This is a genomic window from Rahnella aquatilis CIP 78.65 = ATCC 33071, assembly GCF_000241955.1.
GTDB lineage: Bacteria > Pseudomonadota > Gammaproteobacteria > Enterobacterales > Enterobacteriaceae > Rahnella > Rahnella aquatilis.
Genome location: NC_016818.1, coordinates 2,384,966 through 2,403,998 on the forward strand (window position 1 = coordinate 2,384,966; position 19,033 = coordinate 2,403,998).

The window sequence follows — 19,033 nt, forward strand, 5'->3', positions numbered from 1 at the left end:
AGGGCAAGTCATGAGGAACGGACTGAAGAAAAGCGCGCAGATACTCCTGAGTATAGTGGTGATTATTATGTTGCTGCTGTGGGTGTTATGGAAAACCGTGCCGCGCTGGTTACCCGTTGTCGCCAGCCACTGGCTGCCAGGGGGAACGCAACTGCTGCTGAGCGGTTCGCCACACTGGTCACACGGCGTTCTGCAATTACCGGGCCTGCGCTATCTGGCCGGGGACTGCACGCTCGCGACGGCACGAAATGCCCGCCTCAGTCATAATACCGGCCGCTGGGCGCTGAAGCTTGACGTGCTGACGGCCGACACCGCCTGTCTGGCAAAACTGCCCAACAGCGAAAGTCAGTCAACGCTTTCCCTCGCAGAGATACAGCAAATGCTGCCTGCCGGTGACCTCAGTATCGGCCAGCTTTCCGTGACGCCGTGGCAGCGTTACGCCGCAAATGTGCAGCTCAGCAATCTGGACGGCGTACAACATCTTTGGGTTAACGGCGAGGCCCTGAAACTTGACGCCGTGCTCGACGGTAACCGTCAGCTTGCCATCCGGTCATTCAGTCTGACGCCGCCGGGCAGCACGCAGCCGGTCACGCTCAGCGGTAAACTGCTGCTTCCGGCGAATCTCGATCATTTGCCTGAATCCGGCGAACTGCACGCCGAAATGCAAACCGCGCAGGTGCCACAACCGCTGGACATTACGCTGAGCTGGCAGGCGACCGAAGGCATTCTGACGCTGACCGAAAAGGGCAGCGATCAGCCTCTGGCGATGCTGCCGTGGAAACTCAACAATAACGAATTACAGATTACGCAGGGACAATGGCGCTGGCCTTATGCGACGCAACCGCTGGCCGGGGGCGTAAATCTGACGCTCAGCGACTGGTCACCGGCGTTTGATCAGACCAACCTTACCGCACGGCTGAACGTGCTGACGCAGGGCCACAACGGCAAGGCCAACGTGGTGCTGACGCTCGGGCCGGGACGTATCGGTTTACTCGACAGTGATTTAGGCTTCCGCCTGACCGGTCAGGCAAATTTACAGTCCACCTCCCTGAGTGCGTCATTGCCCGGTCAGCTCAGCGGCTCGGTGCTGAACCCGACGCTTTTGCTGCGCAGCGGTTCGCTGTTACGTGCGTGGGGTAAGCCGACACCGGAACTGACGATCAGCGATGCGCGTTGGCCGCTGGCGGGGGTAAAAGTGTCCGCAGAGGGTGTGAGCGGGCCGCTGCAAGCGATCCTCAAAGCCCGTCATCGTTTCTGGGGTGCGTTTGATCTGCATCTCAGCGGCAAATCGCTGGCATTCTGGCCGGATGCCGGACTGTGGAATTTCAATTACTGGGGCAATGGTCATCTGCCGCCGCTGAATGGCCGCTGGGATATGTCCGGCAAAGGGCAGTGGCATGACAACCAGATCAGCATAAATTCGCTCTCGACCGGCTTTGACCGCCTGCATTACGGGCTGGTGGATGTTGATGCGCCACGTCTTACGCTCGAACACCCGTTGGTCTGGAAACGTCCGCCATCCCCCCGCTTCAAACCGCAGTATCCTGATGAGCCGATGGCGTTTAAAGGCGACATCAAACTGGTGGCAAAAAAGATTGCGCTGGCGAACGGCGGCTATCTGCCGCCCGCCACGCTGACGTTACAGCTCAGCGGTGACAGCCCGGACAGTTTCATCATGCGCGGGATGCTGGATGCCAAACCGATCGGTCCGATCCGTCTCAACGGGCGCTGGGACGGCGAGCGGCTGCGCGGGGAAGGCTGGTGGCCGAGACAACAACTGACGGCGTTCCAGACGCTGCTCACGCCGGATCTGAACATCAGGTTACGCGAAGGCACCTTCTACGCGCAGTCGGCATTTTCGGCCGCGCGCGGGCAGGGTTTTGTGGCCGGTGGTCACTGGGTGGTGAAAAACGGTGGCTTCTGGATGAAAGACGGCGACCTGAGCGGGCTGGATTTCAGCCTGCCGTATCGCCTTCAGGATCAGGTCTGGCAGCTCGGCGTGAAAAAGCCGGTGACGCTGCGTATCGGCGAAGTGAACAATCTGGTCAAAATGCATAACGTCACAGCCGATTTACAGGGGCATTATCCGTGGAGTGAAGAAACGCCGCTGACCCTGAGTAATCTGGGGGTCGATATGTTGCGCGGTCATCTCAGCCTCTCGGCGTTGCGTATGCCGCAGCATGATGCGGCGGTGCTGAAGCTGGAAAAAATCAATCTCAGCGAACTGTTTACGGCACTCAAACCCAAGCAACTGGCAATGTCGGGGGTGATTTATGGCGAGTTGCCGCTGTATGTGGAAAATCCGCAATGGATCATTCATAACGGTTGGATCAAAAACGACGGCAGCCTGACGCTGCGCCTCGACCCGCAATTTGCCGATGCCATGGCCAGCGGCAATTTCGCCAACAATATGGTGATTGGCCTGCTGCGCTATCTGGAAATCAGCCGTTCCGATGCGCAGGTCAGTCTGGATAATCTCGGCGTGCTGACCATGAAGGCTAAAGTGGACGGCGTGAATTACACCGACACAACGCACGGTGGTGACAAAGAAAAACGTGAAATCGACCTCAATTATACCCATGAGGAAAATATCTATCAGCTCTGGCGCAGTTTGCGTTTTGGCGACAATCTTCAGGAATGGCTGCAACAGCAGATGTCTTTGCCTGCTGATGCGCTGTCAAAAAGTCCGTCTGCGGCGGGACAGAAAAAGGATCCAACAGTGAGGAAGGAACAATGAAACTGCGAGTTGTCGGCCCCGGCCTGGCGCTTTGCGTGATGATGCTCAGCGGCTGCGTACCACGCATCGAACTGGCCGCGCCGAAAGAGCCGATTACCATCAACATGAACGTGAAAATTGAACACGAAATCCATATTAAAGTGGATAAAGACGTGGAAAACCTGCTGAAAAATCAGAGCGATCTATTCTAGGAGCGCGTATGTCCGGGCTATTTATCAAAAAGAACGGCATCAAAAAAAACAGTATTAAAAAAATCAGCCTGATGTTGGCGGTCGCGGGATTACTGTTTTGCAGCCAGGCGTTCGCGTTAACGCTCAATGAAGCTAAACAACAGGGGCGCGTGGGTGAAACGTTGTCGGGTTACCTGGCTCCGCTGAAACAGGACGCGGAAACTGTCGCCCTGGCTTCAAAAATCAACGACGCCCGTCAACAACAATACGAACAGGTGGCGCGGGACAATAACGTCAGTACTGACGATGTGGCAAAACTGGCCGGGCAAAAACTGGTTGCCAGAGCCGGAAAAGGCGAATATGTCAGAGGCATTAACGGGCAGTGGTTGCAGAAGTAGGCGGGGAGATCGCAGCCAAAAAAAAGCGCGCCTTTCAGCGCGCAATAGCTTTATCACAACATCATCTGAGCGGAACGGACAGATTCTTAAGTGAATGGGTGCTCAGATTGTGATAACGATAATTATGCTGCAGACAGTTCTTTAATGGCTGCATCGATGGCTGCTTTCGCATCGGTCTGTGCTTTCGTCGCCACTTCAGGACCGTATGCGATGCCTTCCGCGTAAACGAATTCTACGTCGCTCATCCCCAGGAAGCCCAGGAACAGAGACAGGTATGGCGCAACCAGGTCGCTCGGGGTGTCTTTATGGATACCACCACGGCTGGTCAGAACGATAACGCGTTTGCCTTTCACCAGACCTTCAGGGCCTTTCTCGGTGTATTTGAAGGTCACACCAGCACGGGCAACCAGGTCGAAATAGTTTTTCAACTGGGTAGGAATGTTGAAGTTGTACATAGGTGCCGCGATAACAATCACGTCATGCGCCTGCAGTTCTTCAATCAGGGTGTTGGACAGCGCCAGGGCTTCTTCCTGACGTGGTGTCAGCGGAGCATCGGATGGACGCAGTGCGCCCACCAGTTCACCGTCAAGTACAGGGATCGGATCAGCCGCCAGGTCACGAACTGTCACAGAAGAACCGCTGTTTGCAGACTGATACTGGGCAACCAGATAATCGGCCAGTTGATTTGACTGAGAGAAGTTAGCCAGAATGCTTGATTTCAGGACGAGTACTTTGCTCATGAGTGAGTTCCTTAACTGTGTGATACATAGGGTGTTGGTTTTTATAACCAGAATGTCCCCGGAATGGAACTTACTTTATTCACAAAGCTTATTCAGTGATAGCGCAATATTTAGAGACCTATCATCGATTTTTTTGAACAACTTAATATCCCGGCATTGCACGCCCGTTTTCAGCATGTTCAATCCCTTGTGTTAACATAGACGCAAGCAGGTAAGGCATAAACCTTCCTCATCACCCATTCAGATTCAGCCGGTGGCAGTAGTGCCCTCCGCCTGACATGTAACAAGGAATTCCGACGTGAAATCACCGCTCGCGGCATTATCAGCGCAGTTAGACGGGCTGATGCTACGTGACCGGCAACGCCTGCAACGTCGTTTGCAGGGTGCCAGAAAGATTGATAAACCCGAAGCACTCGATGCGTTAGGTGCTGAAATCCAGACTGCCATCAACGAGAGTCTGAAGAAAGTCAGCGCCCGTGAAGCCTCGCGGCCAAAAATCAGTTACCCAGAAAACCTGCCGGTCAGTCAGAAGAAAGACGACATCTATAACGCCATCCGTGACCATCAGGTCGTGATTGTGGCGGGGGAAACCGGCTCCGGTAAAACCACGCAGATCCCTAAAATCTGTATGGAGCTTGGACGCGGTATTAAAGGCGTGATTGGTCATACCCAGCCGCGACGTCTGGCGGCGCGTACCGTGGCCAACCGTATTGCCGATGAACTCGATACCACGCTGGGTAACACGGTCGGTTATAAAGTACGCTTTAACGATCAGGTCAGTGAAAACACGCTCGTTAAGCTGATGACTGACGGTATTCTGCTGGCCGAAATCCAGCAGGATCGCATGCTGATGCAGTACGACACGCTGATCATCGATGAAGCGCATGAGCGTAGTCTGAATATCGACTTTATCCTCGGTTATCTGCGTCAGTTACTGCCAAAGCGCCCGGATCTGAAAGTCATCATTACGTCGGCGACCATTGATCCGCAGCGGTTCTCGCGCCATTTCAATAATGCGCCGGTCATTGAAGTTTCCGGCCGGACTTATCCGGTTGACGTGCGTTATCGCCCGATTGTGGATGACGCAGACGATGTGGATCGTGACCAGTTGCAGGCGATTTTCGACGCGGTCGATGAACTGGGTCGCGAAAGCATGGGCGACATCCTGATTTTCATGAGCGGTGAGCGTGAAATCCGGGATACCGCCGACGCGCTGAACCGTCTGGATTTGCCTCACACCGAGATTTTGCCGCTGTATGCACGGCTGTCGAACAGCGAGCAGAACCGCGTGTTCCAGTCGCATTCCGGCCGCCGTATCGTGCTGGCGACCAACGTTGCCGAAACCTCGCTGACCGTGCCGGGCATTAAATATGTCATTGACCCCGGCACCGCACGTATCAGCCGTTACAGTTTCCGCACCAAAGTGCAGCGTTTGCCGATCGAGCCGGTTTCACAGGCTTCGGCTAACCAGCGTAAAGGGCGTTGCGGACGCGTTTCCGAAGGTATCTGTATACGCCTGTATTCCGAGCAGGATTTCCTGTCGCGCCCGGAGTTCACCGATCCGGAAATCCTGCGCACCAATCTGGCCTCCGTTATTTTGCAAATGACCTCGCTGGGTCTTGGTGATATTGCGGCATTCCCGTTTGTTGAAGCCCCGGATAAACGCAACATTCAGGATGGCGTCCGTCTGCTGGAAGAGCTGAACGCCATTAATAACGCCGTCGATGGCCGTTATACGCTGACCCCGCTGGGGCGTCAGCTGGCGCAGTTGCCGGTGGATCCGCGTCTGGCGCGGATGGTGCTGGAAGCGCAGAAAAACGGCTGTGTGCGTGAGGTGATGATCATTACCGCCGCGTTGTCGATTCAGGATCCGCGTGAGCGTCCGATGGATAAACAGCAGGCGTCTGATGAAAAACATCGCCGTTTTGCTGACAAAGACTCTGATTTCCTGGCGTTCGTGAATTTGTGGGACCATCTGAAAGTGCAGCAAAAAGAGCTGTCTTCGGCGCAGTTCCGCAAGCTGTGCCGCAGCGATTTTCTTAACTATTTGCGTGTGCGTGAATGGCAGGACATTTATACCCAGTTGCGTCAGGTCGTAAAAGAACTGGGGCTGCCGGTTAACAGCGAACCCGCTGAATACCGTGAAGTTCACTGCGCATTGCTGACCGGTTTGCTGTCACATATCGGTCAGAAAGATGTCGATAAGCAGGAATATACCGGCGCGCGCAACGCCCGTTTTGCGGTCTTCCCCGGCTCCGGGTTATTCAAAAAGCCACCGAAGTGGGTGATGGTCGCCGAACTGGTGGAAACCAGCCGCCTGTGGGGACGTATTGCCGCACGTATCGAACCGGAATGGATCGAACCGCTGGCGAAACATCTGGCGAAAAGCAGTTACAGCGAGCCGCACTGGGAAAAAGCGCAGGGTGCGGTGATGGCGACGGAAAAAGTCACGCTCTACGGTCTGCCGATTGTGGCGGCACGTCGGGTGAATTACGGCACGATTGATCCGGTGGTGTCGCGCGAACTGTTTATCCGTCATGCGCTGGTGGAAGGCGACTGGCAGACGCGTCATGCGTTCTTCCGCGCTAACCTGCGCCTGCGTACGGAAGTGGAAGAGCTGGAACATAAATCCCGTCGCCGCGATATTCTGGTCGACGACGAAACCCTGTTCCTGTTCTATGAGCAACGCATCGGCCAGGAAGTGGTCTCGGCGCGCCACTTTGATACCTGGTGGAAAACGCAGCCGCAGGACAGCCTCAACTTCGAAAAAAGCATGCTGATCAAAGAGGGCGCAGGCAATATCAGCGCTCACGATTACCCGAACTTCTGGCATCAGGGCAATCTCAAACTGCGCGTTACGTACCAGTTTGAGCCGGGCACTGATGCTGACGGCGTGACGGTACATATTCCGTTGCCGCTGCTCAATCAGGTCAGCGAAGAAGGCTTTGACTGGCAAATTCCGGGGATCCGCCGTGACCTGATCATGGCGCTGATCAAATCCCTGCCGAAACCGGTTCGTCGTAACTTCGTGCCCGCGCCCAACTATGCGGATGCCTTGCTCGGTCGCATAAAACCTTTTGAGATACCGTTGCTGGATGCGATGGAAAAAGAACTGCGCAAAATGAGTGGCGTGACGGTGTCACGTGAAGACTGGCAGTGGGATCAGGTGCCTGATCATCTCAAAATGACGTTCCGTATTGTCGATGATAAAAACAAAACACTTCGCGAAGGTAAAGATCTGACTGCGCTGAAATCCGGCCTGAAAGAGCAGGTTCAGCAAACGCTTTCTGCGGTCGCGGATGACGGCATCGAACAGCGCGACCTGCATGTCTGGAGCTTTGGCACCTTGCCGGAACGCTATGAACAAAAGCGCGGTGGTTATGAAGTGAAAGCTTATCCGGCGATTGTTGATGAAAAGGACAGCGTGGCAATCCGCCTGTTCGACAGCGAACTGGAACAGCAACAGGCTATGCTCAGCGGGATGCGGCGCTTACTGCTGCTGAATATCCCTTCGCCGGTCAAATATTTGCACGAGAAATTGCCGAACAAAGCCAAGCTGGGACTGTATTTTAACCCGTACGGCAAGGTGCTGGATTTGATTGACGACTGCATTTCCTGCGGCATCGACAAACTGATTGCAGAGTCCGGCGGGCTGGTGTGGCGCGAAGAAGATTTCGCGAAATTACATGAGCATGTTCGCGCAAATCTCAATGATACGGTGGTGCAAATCGCCATTCAGGTGGAGCAGATTCTGACGACCGTTTTCAGCATCAACAAACGGCTGAAAGGGCGGATTGATATCACCATGGCGCTGGCGCTTTCTGATATCAAAGCGCAGATGTCCGGGCTGATTTACCGGGGCTTCGTGACACAAAACGGCTGGAAACGTTTACCGGATACGCTGCGTTATTTGCAGGGGATTGAACGCAGGATGGACAAACTGGCCATGGACCCACACCGCGACCGCGCCCAGATGATGAAAGTGGAAAACATCCGGGAGCAATGGCAGCAGTGGTTCAACAAACTGCCACCGGTGCGTCAGCAAAGTGACGAGGTGAAAGAAGTCCGCTGGATGATTGAAGAACTGCGCGTCAGCTATTTCGCTCAGCAACTGGGCACGCCGTACCCGATTTCAGATAAACGGATTTTGCAGACGATGGAGCAACTGATTTAACGGGTTCTCAAAACTAAAAAACCGCCTGATACACTCAAAGGCGGTTTTTTTATGTTCTGAAATGGTGATACTTACGGTTACTGAGCGGGCATCGTTACCGGCGTACTCGCGCTGATAACGCCTGAAGAAAGGGTATTCAGGGCATCGCGGATAGCCGGAACGGCCAGTGCGCGGTTATCGGCCAGATAGCGGTCTTGTGCCGCTGGCGCGGAGCTTTGAATCGCGACCAGAGACCAGCCATCGGCGTTTTTCAACAGCAACGGTGAGCCGCTGTCGCCCGGCAAAGTATCGCAGCGGTGCGATAACACCCCCGGTTGCGCCCATCCGGTGATCAGACAATCCTGATGTACATACAAATCATCCAGATGATCTTCCGGATATCCGGCCTGGGTCACTTTTCTGCCTTCCTGTTTCAGCAGGGCGGTCAGGTCGTCACGTGAGCCTTCCCACAATGGCAGCGGCTTGATCGGCAATGCCAGCTTTTCATCCGTCAGGCGAACCAGTGCGAAATCAAACGGCGCCGCTTTAGGCGGAACAATCCAGCCATCACCATCGGCTTTCAGTTTCTTACCCAGTTTCGGATCGACCAGCGTTTGCAAGGCGGTGATCTGATATCGCCATTTCTGATCATGAGAAATGAATCGCAGTGCCACGACTTTGTCTATTTTGCCCGGAGGTGCCAGCACACAGTGGCCTGCCGTGAGGGCAAGATGTTTAGAAATAAGCGTTGCGGTGCATAAATTGCCGCTCTCGGTTTCAATCTGCCCGATGGCCTGCCATGGCCAGTGCGCCGCTGCAGCTACAGGTGTTCGCTGATCGTGGCCAAAAAAAAGGGCCGTTTTTTCTTTCATGCTGATTGAAGGTACATCCGAATCTGCATCATCTGGAGAGTCAGCATGTACGAAAGGACTGGTGGTAAAACAGAAAAAGCACAAAAACAGCGGTAACGCGATGCGCATAACATTCTGACCTTGAAAACAGGGAGAACCCGGGAAGCCGTTATTATGGAACGATTATAGACGGTTATGTTTCGTGGTGGATATATTTGTCTGGTAACTCAGCCTTTTGAGCCGATGACGGGCGTCATCGCGGAGTAATTCAGAAGTAGAAAAACAGGGTGATCAGACCGCAGAGGATCAGAGAGCACAGGGTGATTTCGAACAGGTAGCGGCGCAGCATCTTCCATCAGTACCTCAAGATAGAAAACCGGAGAAAAAAACACCCGGCGAACCGGGTGTTAAATCATCAGTCTTGATAATGGTGAGTAGATACGCTCACAAAGACTTATTAGTGACGACTTATGCTGCTGGAGTTGCTTTTGCAGCTGGAGCCGCTTTCTTAGCGTGTTTCACGTGTTTTTTAGCAGCCTGCGCTTTCTGAGCTACCGGCGCTGCTTTTTTAGCGTGTTTCACGTGTTTTTTAGCAGCCTGCGCTTTCTGCGCTACCGGAGCCGCTTTCTTAGCGTGTTTCACATGTTTTTTAGCAGCCTGTGCTTTCTGAGCGACTTTCTTGTGAGTCTTGTGCTTAGTCACGTGCTTGGCAGCAGGTGCCGGAGCAGCGGTAGTTGCGGCAGCGGCTGGTGCCGGAGTTGCTGTAGTTTCAGCAGCGAAAGCGACAGAAGACAGGCCCATTGCAGCGGCTACAACCAGAGCTAATACTTTTTTCATCTTTAATTCCTCAGAATTTTTGTTTAAGTGTCCACCCCACTGCGGGGCCGGTATGAAGAATACTAGGCGTGTTAGATCAGGTTGTCCGTGAGTGATTGGTTTCGGCGTGTAACGGAATGTACAAATGGGGAGTGTAATAAAATCAGTGGATTGGAGGCTATGGTCGTATACCTGTCGCAGTGGTGACTGAAACATAGCCAGCGAGCGGTAGCGGGGAGTTAAAGCGAAGGGAGATTCAGGAGGGAAAAGCACTTTTCCCTCCTGGTCGGTTTCGGCGCGAAACGCCGGGTGATCACCGTTATTGAAAAACCGAAATTTTCACCATTCAGTTATTAAGAAGCGCGAAATCATTCGCTAAAGAAGCTCTGCTTCAACGCCCGCTCAACTCCCCGCAGTTCTGACAGTCCACGCAGGCGTCCAATCGCCGAATAACCTGGATTGGTTTTCTTATGCAAATCATCCAGCATCTGATGGCCGTGATCCGGACGCATCGGGATAGCGCGCAGATTCCCCGCGCGGCGACGGGTTTGCTCTTCAGTCAGAATCGCTTTTATCACCGCGACCATATCCACATCACCGTCTAAATGGTCGGCTTCATGGAAGCTTCCCGGCACGTCTTCGCGCTGTGTGGCACGCAGATGAATGAAGTGCACGCGGTCGGCATAGGTGGTCATCATTTTCACCAGGTCATTATCTTCGCGCACGCCGTAAGAACCGGTGCAGAAACAAAAACCGTTGTGAATGCTGTCGACCGTTTCTTTCAGCCATTGCATATCTTCAATGGTGGAGATAATACGCGGCAGGCCGAGGATAGGGCGCGGAGGGTCATCCGGGTGAACTGCCAGACTTAATCCGCACTGTTCGGCAACCGGCACAATGCTGCGCAGGAAATGCGCCATGTTTTCACGCAATTTCGCTTTATCAATACCGTCGTACGTCGCCAGACGCGCACGGAACTGATCCAGCGTGTAGCCTTCTTCCGCGCCCGGTAAACCGGCAATAATATTAGACACCAGCTGATCTTTCTCCGCCTGCGTCATCGCCGCAAAATATTCAGCCGCTTGTTTCTGTTCATCCTCGCTGTAATAAGACGTCGCACCTTCGCGCTTGAGCAGATGTAATTCAAATGCCGCAAATGCGATATGGTCGAAGCGCAGGGCGCGTGAACCGTCCGGCAGCAGATAGCCGAGGTCCGTGCGTGTCCAGTCCAGAACCGGCATGAAGTTGTAGCAGACGGTATCGATGCCGCATTCCGCCAGGTTGCGGATAGATTGCTGATAGTTAGCAATGTGTTTCTCAACATCACCGCTGCGGGTTTTAATTTCCTCATGCACCGGAATGCTTTCCACCACAGACCACACCAGACCTTTGGCTTCAATTATCGCTTTACGCTTTTTGATTTCATCTACCGGCCAGACTTCACCGTTCGGAATATGGTGCAGGGCGGTAACCACGCCGGTTGCGCCAGCCTGACGCACATCATCGAGTGAAACCGGATCGTTCGGGCCGTACCAACGCCATGTCTGTTCCATGTGTTTTCCTTAAAATTGTTAACTGTGTCTCTGAATGTAGTTGACGCATGGCCGGTGATAAGTTCAATCTTAATGCGCGGTCTGGTCAGGTGGTCTGCTGGTCAGGCCATCAGACCGACATATGATTCAGCATCAAACCGAACATTAATGTGACCGGGATAACAGATTTGGGATTCAGCATGCACACGGAGAAAATAATGGCATTACCCACCCTTAAAGTCGAACGGCTGTATCGCCAGATTTCTAATGTATTGATTAACTGCATTAATACGGGTCAGTTTGCCCCGGGCGCGATGATCCCGTCAGAACGGGATTTGTCTAAACAACTTGGCGTCAGCCGTTCATCGATTCGTGAGGCCCTGATTGCGCTGGAGATCACCGGCTGGGTGGAAATCCGCACCGGTAACGGCGTGTATGTCAGCGATCCGTTGCCACAGGCCACACCGGCAGTGCAAACGGTGAGTACCGAAGAGGAATTCAGCCTGCAATCGCTGGTGAAAGCACGTCAGGTTTATGAATCGATGACAGCAGAACTGGCGGCAATTAACGGCACTGACGATCAGCGCGAAAAACTGAAAGCCATCGCCCGCGAATTAAACGAACTCAATGCTAACAACGACGCCTTCCTCGAAGCCGATCGCCGTTTTCATATGATGATCAGCGAAATGACCGGCAACGAAGTACTGCACGATATGATGGGATATTTGTGGGATAAACGACGTTCACGCCGGTTTATGCGCCTGGAGAGTCATTACACAGAAGTGGATTTCGCCCGTGAAATGAATGCTGATCATCAGGGGATCCTGGATGCCATTCTGGCGAAAGATGGCGCAGGGGCGCGGGCAAGAATGAGCCGCCATTTACAGCATGTGTATGACCAGTTATTTGCAGAATGAGAGTGTCAATGCCGGACACAGGCGGCTTTTAAATCAAAACCTTGGGTTGCCACCCAAACTGGCCTTAAGGGTGGCTTATCGCCGCCACCCTTAAGAATCCCGGGCTCTTCCACTGCGCGCTATCGCTAGATGCCATGTTTCAGGTGCCACAGAGACAGGCTGGAAATCTTGCCGCTGCGCGATTCCTTCTCTCGGTCTTCGAGCCGAGGTCTCGAAGCCGCTCCGTTCAGCAAGATTTCTGAATCGTCTCTGGCTTTTAAAAAAACAAAACAGAACAAGCAAGGTTGTGAAGTAAAGGTCTGAGGCCGGTTTCAAAATATCGCCGGACGAGAGGTGGAAAACCGCGTGTCTTTATTACGCGGGTTGTAACCCGAAGGGAGGGAACCGCGCAGCGGCGGGATTTTGCGGCTATCGCTGTGGTCCCTGAAACATAGCCAGCGAGCGGAGCGCGCAGTTAAAAAACGCAGGATTCTAAAGGGTTTCGTTTAAAACCCTTTGGGCCCGTGTGGGCGGCGAGCCCACAAACATAGTATCAGCTCGGATACGGCACCCACCCGCCGCCATTCAGCCGGATGTAAATTTTCCCCTGATATTCCATCACCACAGAGTTCTCATTTTCTGACACCAGCGGCGTTTGCGGCAGGTCCGAGCCGAAGGTTTTTTTGCCCGGGCCGACAGCTGGGTAATACGCGAAGACAGTTTTCCTGAAGACAAACCGATGGAAAGCCTGCGGGAGGTACTGGGGCTGGGGATCCGTGGTTATCTGCGGATGCTGGATATCGCTCCGCAACGCTACCGTCCGCTGGCATCCGCAACCCGGTCGTTTGGCCGCTGGTTGCTGTCTTTTGCTCCGCGTAATCCACCGCTGGCCGTTCAGCCTGATGAATCCAACCTGATGATGACAAAACAATGAAAAGACTTCCGATAACCCCTTTTATGGCATCCGCATTGATGACATTGGCGTTGGGTTCTGCGGCTCCGGCCTTCAGTGAACAGGCTCCTGCACCAGCTGTGCCGGGAAACGCCACGCCGGCGCCTGAGGTGACCTTGCCGGGGGTGGCGCCAGCGGTAAACCCGATGATTATTCCGGGCGCGCCGGTACGCAGCGTGACATTACCTTTTGCCGATGTGGCACCGAAGCCGGGGGCCATTATCTTGCGCGGTATTCAGCCGAACGGGCAGATTGAATTCGGTGTGCGCAGTGACGAAGTCGTGACACAGGCCACGCTGAATCTCGAATTCACGCCGTCGCCGTCGCTGATCCCGGTTCAGTCGCATCTTAAGGTGTATCTCAACGACCAGCTGATGGGCGTTGAAGTGATTGATAAAGACCAGCCCGGCAAGAAAAATCATCTGCAGATGACAATTGATCCGCGCTATGTCACCGACTTCAACCGCATCCGCCTGGAGTTTATCGGGCATTACCAGAACGTCTGTGAAAACCCGGCGAACACCACGCTGTGGCTGGAAATCGGCAAGGGCAGTTCGCTCAGCCTGCAATACCAGAAACTGCCGCTGAGCAATGATCTGGCGCATTTCCCGGTGCCGTTCTTTGATGCGCGCGACAGCCGTCCGCTGAGTCTGCCGATGGTCTTTGCCACGTCTCCGGATGCCAGCCAGCAACAGGCGGCGGCGATTCTGGCCTCCTGGTTCGGCAGCAAAGCCCAGTGGCGCGGACAATCCTTCCCGACGCTCTATAACCAGTTGCCGGACAGTCACGCCGTGGTGTTTGCGACCAACGGCAAACGCCCGGATTTCCTCAAAGAAATGCCGCCGGTAAAAGGACCGGTGGTGCAGATGGTCAGCCGCCCGGATAATCCGTACGTCAAAATGCTGCTGATCCTCGGTCGTGATGATCAGGACTTACTGACGGCAGTAAAAGGCATTGCGCAGGGGAATATTCTGTTTCGTGGCGAAACGATCGGCGTCGGTAAAGTGGAAAGGATCCAGCCACGCCAGCCGTATGACGCACCAAACTGGGTGCGTACTGACCGCCCGATGAATTTTGGCGAACTGAAACAGTATGCGGAACAGTTACAGTCTGACGGCATTCAGCCGAATCCGGTCACGCTCAACATTAATTTGCCGCCGGATCTGTTCCTGATTAACAGCACCGGCATTGATATGCGGCTGAAGTACCGTTACACCTCGCCGCAGCTGAAAAACACTTCGCGTCTGAGCATCAGCCTGAATAACCAGTTTGTACAGGATCTGACCCTGAAAACCGGACACGATGAGGATTCACAGTTACTGCATCTGTCACTGCTGCAGGGGCTGCTGGATGGCAGCAAAGACCTGAATATTCCCGCGCTGAAACTGGGTGCGGTTAACCAGATGCGTTTTGATTTCGACTACACCTCGCTGCTGGCGAGCGGCGCCGATGGCCGTTGCGAAACCTATAACAGCGTACCAAATCATGTGGTAATCGATGACGGCTCCACCATCGATTTCTCCGGTTACCGTCATTTCATGGCGATGCCTGATTTGCGCGCTTTCGCCAACGCCGGTTTCCCGTTCAGCCGCCTGGCAGATTTATCCCAGACGCTGGTTCTGGTTCAGTCAAAACCGCAACCGGTTCAGCTCACCACGCTGCTTGATGCCATGGGCAATATTGGCGCACTCACCGGTTATCCGGCGCTTGGCGTGGGGCTGACCGAAGACGCGGCAAAAGCAAAATCCACCGACGCAGATCTGCTGGTGATCGGCAATCTGCCTGCGGATTTGCGCGACGACAGCATGCGCGATGACACAAAAGCCAACTTACTGATCGGGGCTGTGCGCGATACAGTCAATACGCCAGTCCGCCAGGTGTCGTTACCGGATAACGCTGCTCCGGACGGCGATGCGCGGGTGGATGCCAGTGCGCAAATCAGTGCGCAAGGCCCGATTGCGGCCATCGTCGGCGTCAGGTCGCCATACTTTGATCAGCGCAGCATCGTCGCGCTGATGGCAAACGGTCAGCAGGGCTTTGAAATGCTGAACACCTCGATGCAGGATACCCAACAGCGTGCGCGGATCTTTGGCTCAGTGGCGGTAGTGCGTGATTCCGGCGTCAGCAGCCTGCAGGTCGGCGATACCTATTATGTGGGCCATTTGCCGTGGTGGGAGCGGGTATGGAACGCACTGGCGAACCATCCGGTATTGCTGGCGGTGATGGCGGTGATTTCGGTGCTGCTGGCGGCCATTCTGTTGTGGACCGGTCTGCGTTCTCTGGCCCGTCGTCGTCTGTCTGATGATGACCAGGAATAAGTTCGTGAACACACACCGCACACATCTGTTTTTTCGCAGCAGACTGGCCCTGACGGTAGGGCTGGCTTTGCTGACTGCGCCTGCGGTTTCAGCCCCCGTTGTTTCACCGGAACAATGGTTGCTGGAACAGGTGCGGATCGGTGAAGCCAGTCATCAGGACGATCTGGTGCGTCAGTCACTGTTTCGCCTGGAATTAATGGATCCGCAGAACCCGAAAGTGATGTCCGCCCGTTTGCGTCTGCATCTGCGCGAAGGCGATCAGGCCAAAGCACAGCAGCAACTGGAAAAAATTAAACAGGTTGCGCCCGGTTCGGATGAATACCGGCAGGCGCAGCGGAGCCTGAAAATCGCCTCGCCGGAAATGCAGCAAAAACTCCAGCAGACGCGGTTGCTGGCGACGGCAGGGCGGCTTGATGAAGCCAAAGCACAATATGATGAATTGTTTGGCGACCAGCCGCCAACCCTGGATCTGGCGGTGGAATACTGGCAACTGATTGCGCGCCTGCCGGGGCAAAAAGGCCGGGCACAGGCGCAGCTTCAGGCGCTGAATAATCAGTATCCGGGGGATGTGCAGTTACGCCTGCAACTGGCGCAGATGGCGTTTGACGAAGGGGATAACGCCAAAGCGGTCAGGCTGATTAAGCAAATCGCCGCCACCAGTGAAGGGCATTCTCCCGCCGCTGATTTATGGCTGGCAAAGATTAAAGACCAGCCTGTGGGCAATCCGACCGTTGATGCCCTGCAGCAGTTTATTGCGACGTTCGACAGCGGTCCGCAGGTGATTGCCGCGCAGCAGGAACTTCAGCGCCAGCAGGCGTTGCTGGCCGATCCTCGTTATCAGGCGCGACTCCGCGGTCTGGCGCAGATTAATAATGGTGGTTCAACCGGTGCGATTGCGCCGCTGAAACAGGCATTGCAGGCGAAACCTGACGATGCCGAAGTTCTCGGTGCAATGGGGCTGGCTTATTCCCGCGCCGGTAACCGTCAGCAGGCGCTGACCCTGTTTCAGCGGGCGAAGGTCGCCGAAACCGACGGCTATAATGCAGGTAAATGGAACAGTCTGATCCAGACCAACAGTTACTGGCTGAAAATTGAACAGGGCGATAAGGCGTTGAAAGCCGGGCGGCTTGATCAGGCCGAAGCAGCCTACAATCAGGCGCAGCGTCTGGACTCCCGCGACCCGTGGGCGCTGATCGGCCTCGGGGATGTGGCGGTGGCGCGCAAAAATGACCCGATGGCGGAGCAGGCTTACCGCCGCGCACTGACGCTGGAGCACGACAACAGCAGCGCCCGGCGCGGGCTGGCGAACATCTATCAGCGTCAGTCGCCGCAAAAAGCGCTCGATTACATCAGTTCACTGCCTGCCGCTGCGAGGGCGAAACTCAGCGATAAACAGCGTGGGCTGCAACGTGACGTTGTCACTGGTCAGGCAGAGAAATATGCCGCCGCACACAACTGGCATCAGGCCGCGAACCGCTATGGCGAAGTGCTGAAGCTGGATCCGGACGATGTCTGGACGACCTACCATTACGCCAGTGCCCTGCGTGAAGCGGGCGAACCGGCGCAGGCGGATGCGGCTTTTGCGCAGTTTGCGGCGAAGCACCCGGCGGATCCGCAACAGGTTTACGCTTATTCGTTGTATCTGTCCGGCTCCGATCGTGACGCCGCCGCACTGCGCCATCTGAATACCTTGCCGCAGGCGAAATGGGACGACAACATGCGCGAAATGGCGCAGCGCATTCAGCTCGGTAAAACCCTGACTGCCATCGATACTTCCCTTGCTGCGGGTAATACCACGCGGGCGAAACAGCAGTTGCAGCAGGCTGATCTGCATGACCTCAGCCTGAATCAGCAACGACAGGTCGCCATGGCCTGGCGCGATGTTGGTGAAACCACCCAGGCCGCTGCGCTGATGCAGCCATTGAAAACAGCTGCGCGTTCACAACCGCCCGGCCAAGACAAGGCACTGATTTATCGCAACGCCGCCAGCCTGGAACAGCAACTCGGACAGCCAGAACTGGCGCGTGAGGATTTCGGGCAGGCAATGGTCGCCAGCGGTATCACCGGTAAAGTGCCGGAAGATAACGACAGCTATACGCGCCTGACCCGCAACAGTGGGACGGATGACTGGCTGAAACGCGGTATCCGCTCCGACGCACATGATCTGTACCGTCAGCAGGATGTGAATTTCACGGTGGATACGGATTCCTGGACGTCGAGCGGTACGCCGGGTAAATCGGATCTCACGGCCAACACCACCATGTTGCAGGCGGATATGCCGGTGTATCAGGGCCGCGGATTCCTGCGGGCCGACTGGGTGCGTATGGATGCCGGAACCTTTGATAACGAAAACGGTGATTACGAAGCCAGTTTCGGCACCTGTAGTGATCAGAATTGCCGCCGTTACCGCAGCCAGACCGCTAACGGCGTCAGCCTTGGCGCGGGCTGGGAAAATGACAAATGGAAAGGGGATTTAGGCACCACGCCGCTGGGCTTCCCGGTTGTCGACTGGGTCGGCGGGCTGGCTTACCGTGGTGACTGGGGCGATATCGGCTGGACGACCACGGTTTCACGCCGTCCGGTTTCCAGCTCATTACTTTCATTCGCGGGCGCAAAAGATCCGGGCACCGGCACCACCTGGGGCGGCGTTCGCGCGACCGGTGCCAGCCTGGGGTTAAGTTACGATCAGGGGCTGGCTAACGGCGTGTGGGCTGATCTCAGCGCGCATCAGCTGACGGGTGAAAATGTTGAAGACAATACCCGCGAACGCCTGATGGGCGGTTATTACTACAAAGTCATCAACGAAGATAACCGCCGCGCCACGGTGGGCCTCAGCTCCATGCTCTGGCATTACCAGAAAGACCTCAGCGGTTACACACTGGGACAGGGCGGTTACTACAGTCCGCAGCAATATTTCTCACTCTCAGTGCCCGTCAGTTATCGCCAGCGAACTGAAAACTGGTCATGGCAACTCGGTGGTTCGGTCTCCTGGTCACGTTCCTCAACCCGCGATCAGAAACGTTATCCGATCCAGAATCTGATCCCGGATTCATTACCGGATAAAAATGCCACCGAAACCGGCAGCAGTGGATCCGGTTTTGGCTATACCTTGCAGGCACTGGTTGAACGGCGGGTCAGTTCTCACTGGACCGTCGGCGGAGGAATTGATATTCAACAGGCGAAGGATTACACGCCAAGCCACTTTCTGCTTTACGCGAGATATTCGATGAGCGGCTGGCAAGGGGACCTGGATATGCCGCCGGAACCGTTAGTGCCGTATGCGGACTTTAAGTAGGGTTTTAGACGAAAAATATCGCGATTTGAAGGGTGAGCATGGACAACTCCCTCCCCTGCGAAGGGGAGGGTTGGGGTGGGGTATTAAAGGTAAATCAGAAGGTTAGAGTGTGCGCTGGCTATGGTTTTGTCTGTAAAACCCCCTCCCGTCCTCCCCCTTCGCAGGGGGAGGAGCA

General features: G+C 55.0%; 13 protein-coding genes and 1 pseudogene. 8 read left to right on the forward strand and 6 right to left on the reverse strand.

The features are described 5' to 3' along the window. Window positions 1-10 precede the first annotated feature (10 nt). The 3 genes from RAHAQ2_RS10865 to RAHAQ2_RS10875 all read left to right on the forward strand — a co-directional run bounded on the left by RAHAQ2_RS10865 (window position 11) and on the right by RAHAQ2_RS10875 (window position 3,305). Complete coding sequence (locus RAHAQ2_RS10865; protein ID WP_015697272.1) at window positions 11-2,737, forward strand: YdbH family protein; 2,727 nt, start codon at window positions 11-13, stop codon at window positions 2,735-2,737. Then, on the forward strand, window positions 2,734-2,928 hold the full coding sequence (locus RAHAQ2_RS10870; protein WP_015697273.1) for a YnbE family lipoprotein: 195 nt from the start codon (window positions 2,734-2,736) through the stop codon (window positions 2,926-2,928). The genes RAHAQ2_RS10865 and RAHAQ2_RS10870 overlap by 4 nt, the downstream gene beginning before the upstream one ends. Window positions 2,929-2,999: 71 nt before the next feature. Then, the gene (locus RAHAQ2_RS10875) at window positions 3,000-3,305 is read left to right on the forward strand and encodes a YdbL family probable chaperone protein (RefSeq protein ID WP_037039264.1); all 306 of its coding nucleotides are present in this window, start codon (window positions 3,000-3,002) and stop codon (window positions 3,303-3,305) included. A gap of 122 nt (window positions 3,306-3,427) precedes the next feature. Here the strand turns inward: RAHAQ2_RS10875 and RAHAQ2_RS10880 are convergent, their stop codons facing one another. Then, entirely contained in the window at window positions 3,428-4,045 is a 618-nt protein-coding gene (locus tag RAHAQ2_RS10880) for an FMN-dependent NADH-azoreductase (RefSeq protein WP_015697275.1), read from the reverse strand. Between the two features lie 298 nt (window positions 4,046-4,343). Between RAHAQ2_RS10880 and hrpA the strand changes: the two genes are divergently transcribed. Next, entirely contained in the window at window positions 4,344-8,219 is a 3,876-nt protein-coding gene (gene hrpA, locus RAHAQ2_RS10885) for an ATP-dependent RNA helicase HrpA (RefSeq protein ID WP_015697276.1), read from the forward strand. Window positions 8,220-8,296: 77 nt separating this feature from the next. Here hrpA and RAHAQ2_RS10890 read toward each other — a convergent pair whose 3' ends face one another. From RAHAQ2_RS10890 to uxuA, 4 genes are all read right to left on the reverse strand, one after another. Continuing rightward, window positions 8,297-9,178 carry a trypsin-like serine peptidase gene (locus tag RAHAQ2_RS10890; RefSeq protein WP_015697277.1) on the reverse strand — a complete coding sequence of 294 codons (882 nt, stop codon included), beginning with the start codon at window positions 9,176-9,178 and terminating at the stop codon, window positions 8,297-8,299. Between the two features lie 139 nt (window positions 9,179-9,317). Next, complete coding sequence (gene ydgU / locus RAHAQ2_RS26295; protein WP_455567028.1) at window positions 9,318-9,398, reverse strand: small membrane protein YdgU; 81 nt, start codon at window positions 9,396-9,398, stop codon at window positions 9,318-9,320. A 119-nt stretch (window positions 9,399-9,517) separates the two neighbouring features. Continuing rightward, entirely contained in the window at window positions 9,518-9,886 is a 369-nt protein-coding gene (gene asr, locus RAHAQ2_RS10895; RefSeq protein WP_015697278.1) for an acid resistance repetitive basic protein Asr, read from the reverse strand. 347 nt (window positions 9,887-10,233) lie between these two features. Further along, a complete protein-coding gene (gene uxuA / locus RAHAQ2_RS10900) occupies window positions 10,234-11,418 on the reverse strand; it encodes a mannonate dehydratase (RefSeq protein WP_015697279.1) in 1,185 nt (394 codons plus the stop codon). Window positions 11,419-11,615: 197 nt separating this feature from the next. Here uxuA and RAHAQ2_RS10905 point away from each other — a divergent pair, with 197 nt between their 5' ends. Next, a complete protein-coding gene (locus RAHAQ2_RS10905) occupies window positions 11,616-12,314 on the forward strand; it encodes a FadR/GntR family transcriptional regulator (RefSeq protein WP_015697280.1) in 699 nt (232 codons plus the stop codon). Window positions 12,315-12,846: 532 nt separating this feature from the next. Here RAHAQ2_RS10905 and bcsG read toward each other — a convergent pair. Beyond that, window positions 12,847-12,963: pseudogene (gene bcsG, locus RAHAQ2_RS25525) on the reverse strand (cellulose biosynthesis protein BcsG); the annotation flags it as partial. On the opposite strand from bcsG, the gene RAHAQ2_RS10910 reads away from it, so the two are divergent. From RAHAQ2_RS10910 to RAHAQ2_RS10920, 3 genes are read left to right on the forward strand one after another with little or no spacing between them, the layout of a single operon-like run. Further along, on the forward strand, window positions 12,949-13,227 hold the full coding sequence (locus RAHAQ2_RS10910) for a hypothetical protein (RefSeq protein WP_037039273.1): 279 nt from the start codon (window positions 12,949-12,951) through the stop codon (window positions 13,225-13,227). The pseudogene bcsG and the gene RAHAQ2_RS10910 sit on opposite strands and share 15 nt — an antisense overlap. Beyond that, entirely contained in the window at window positions 13,224-15,563 is a 2,340-nt protein-coding gene (bcsB, locus tag RAHAQ2_RS10915; protein ID WP_015697281.1) for a cellulose biosynthesis cyclic di-GMP-binding regulatory protein BcsB, read from the forward strand. The genes RAHAQ2_RS10910 and bcsB overlap by 4 nt, the downstream gene beginning before the upstream one ends. 4 nt (window positions 15,564-15,567) lie before the next feature. Beyond that, window positions 15,568-18,858, forward strand: coding sequence for a cellulose biosynthesis protein BcsC (locus RAHAQ2_RS10920; protein ID WP_015697282.1), 3,291 nt, complete (start codon window positions 15,568-15,570; stop codon window positions 18,856-18,858). Window positions 18,859-19,033 lie beyond the last annotated feature (175 nt).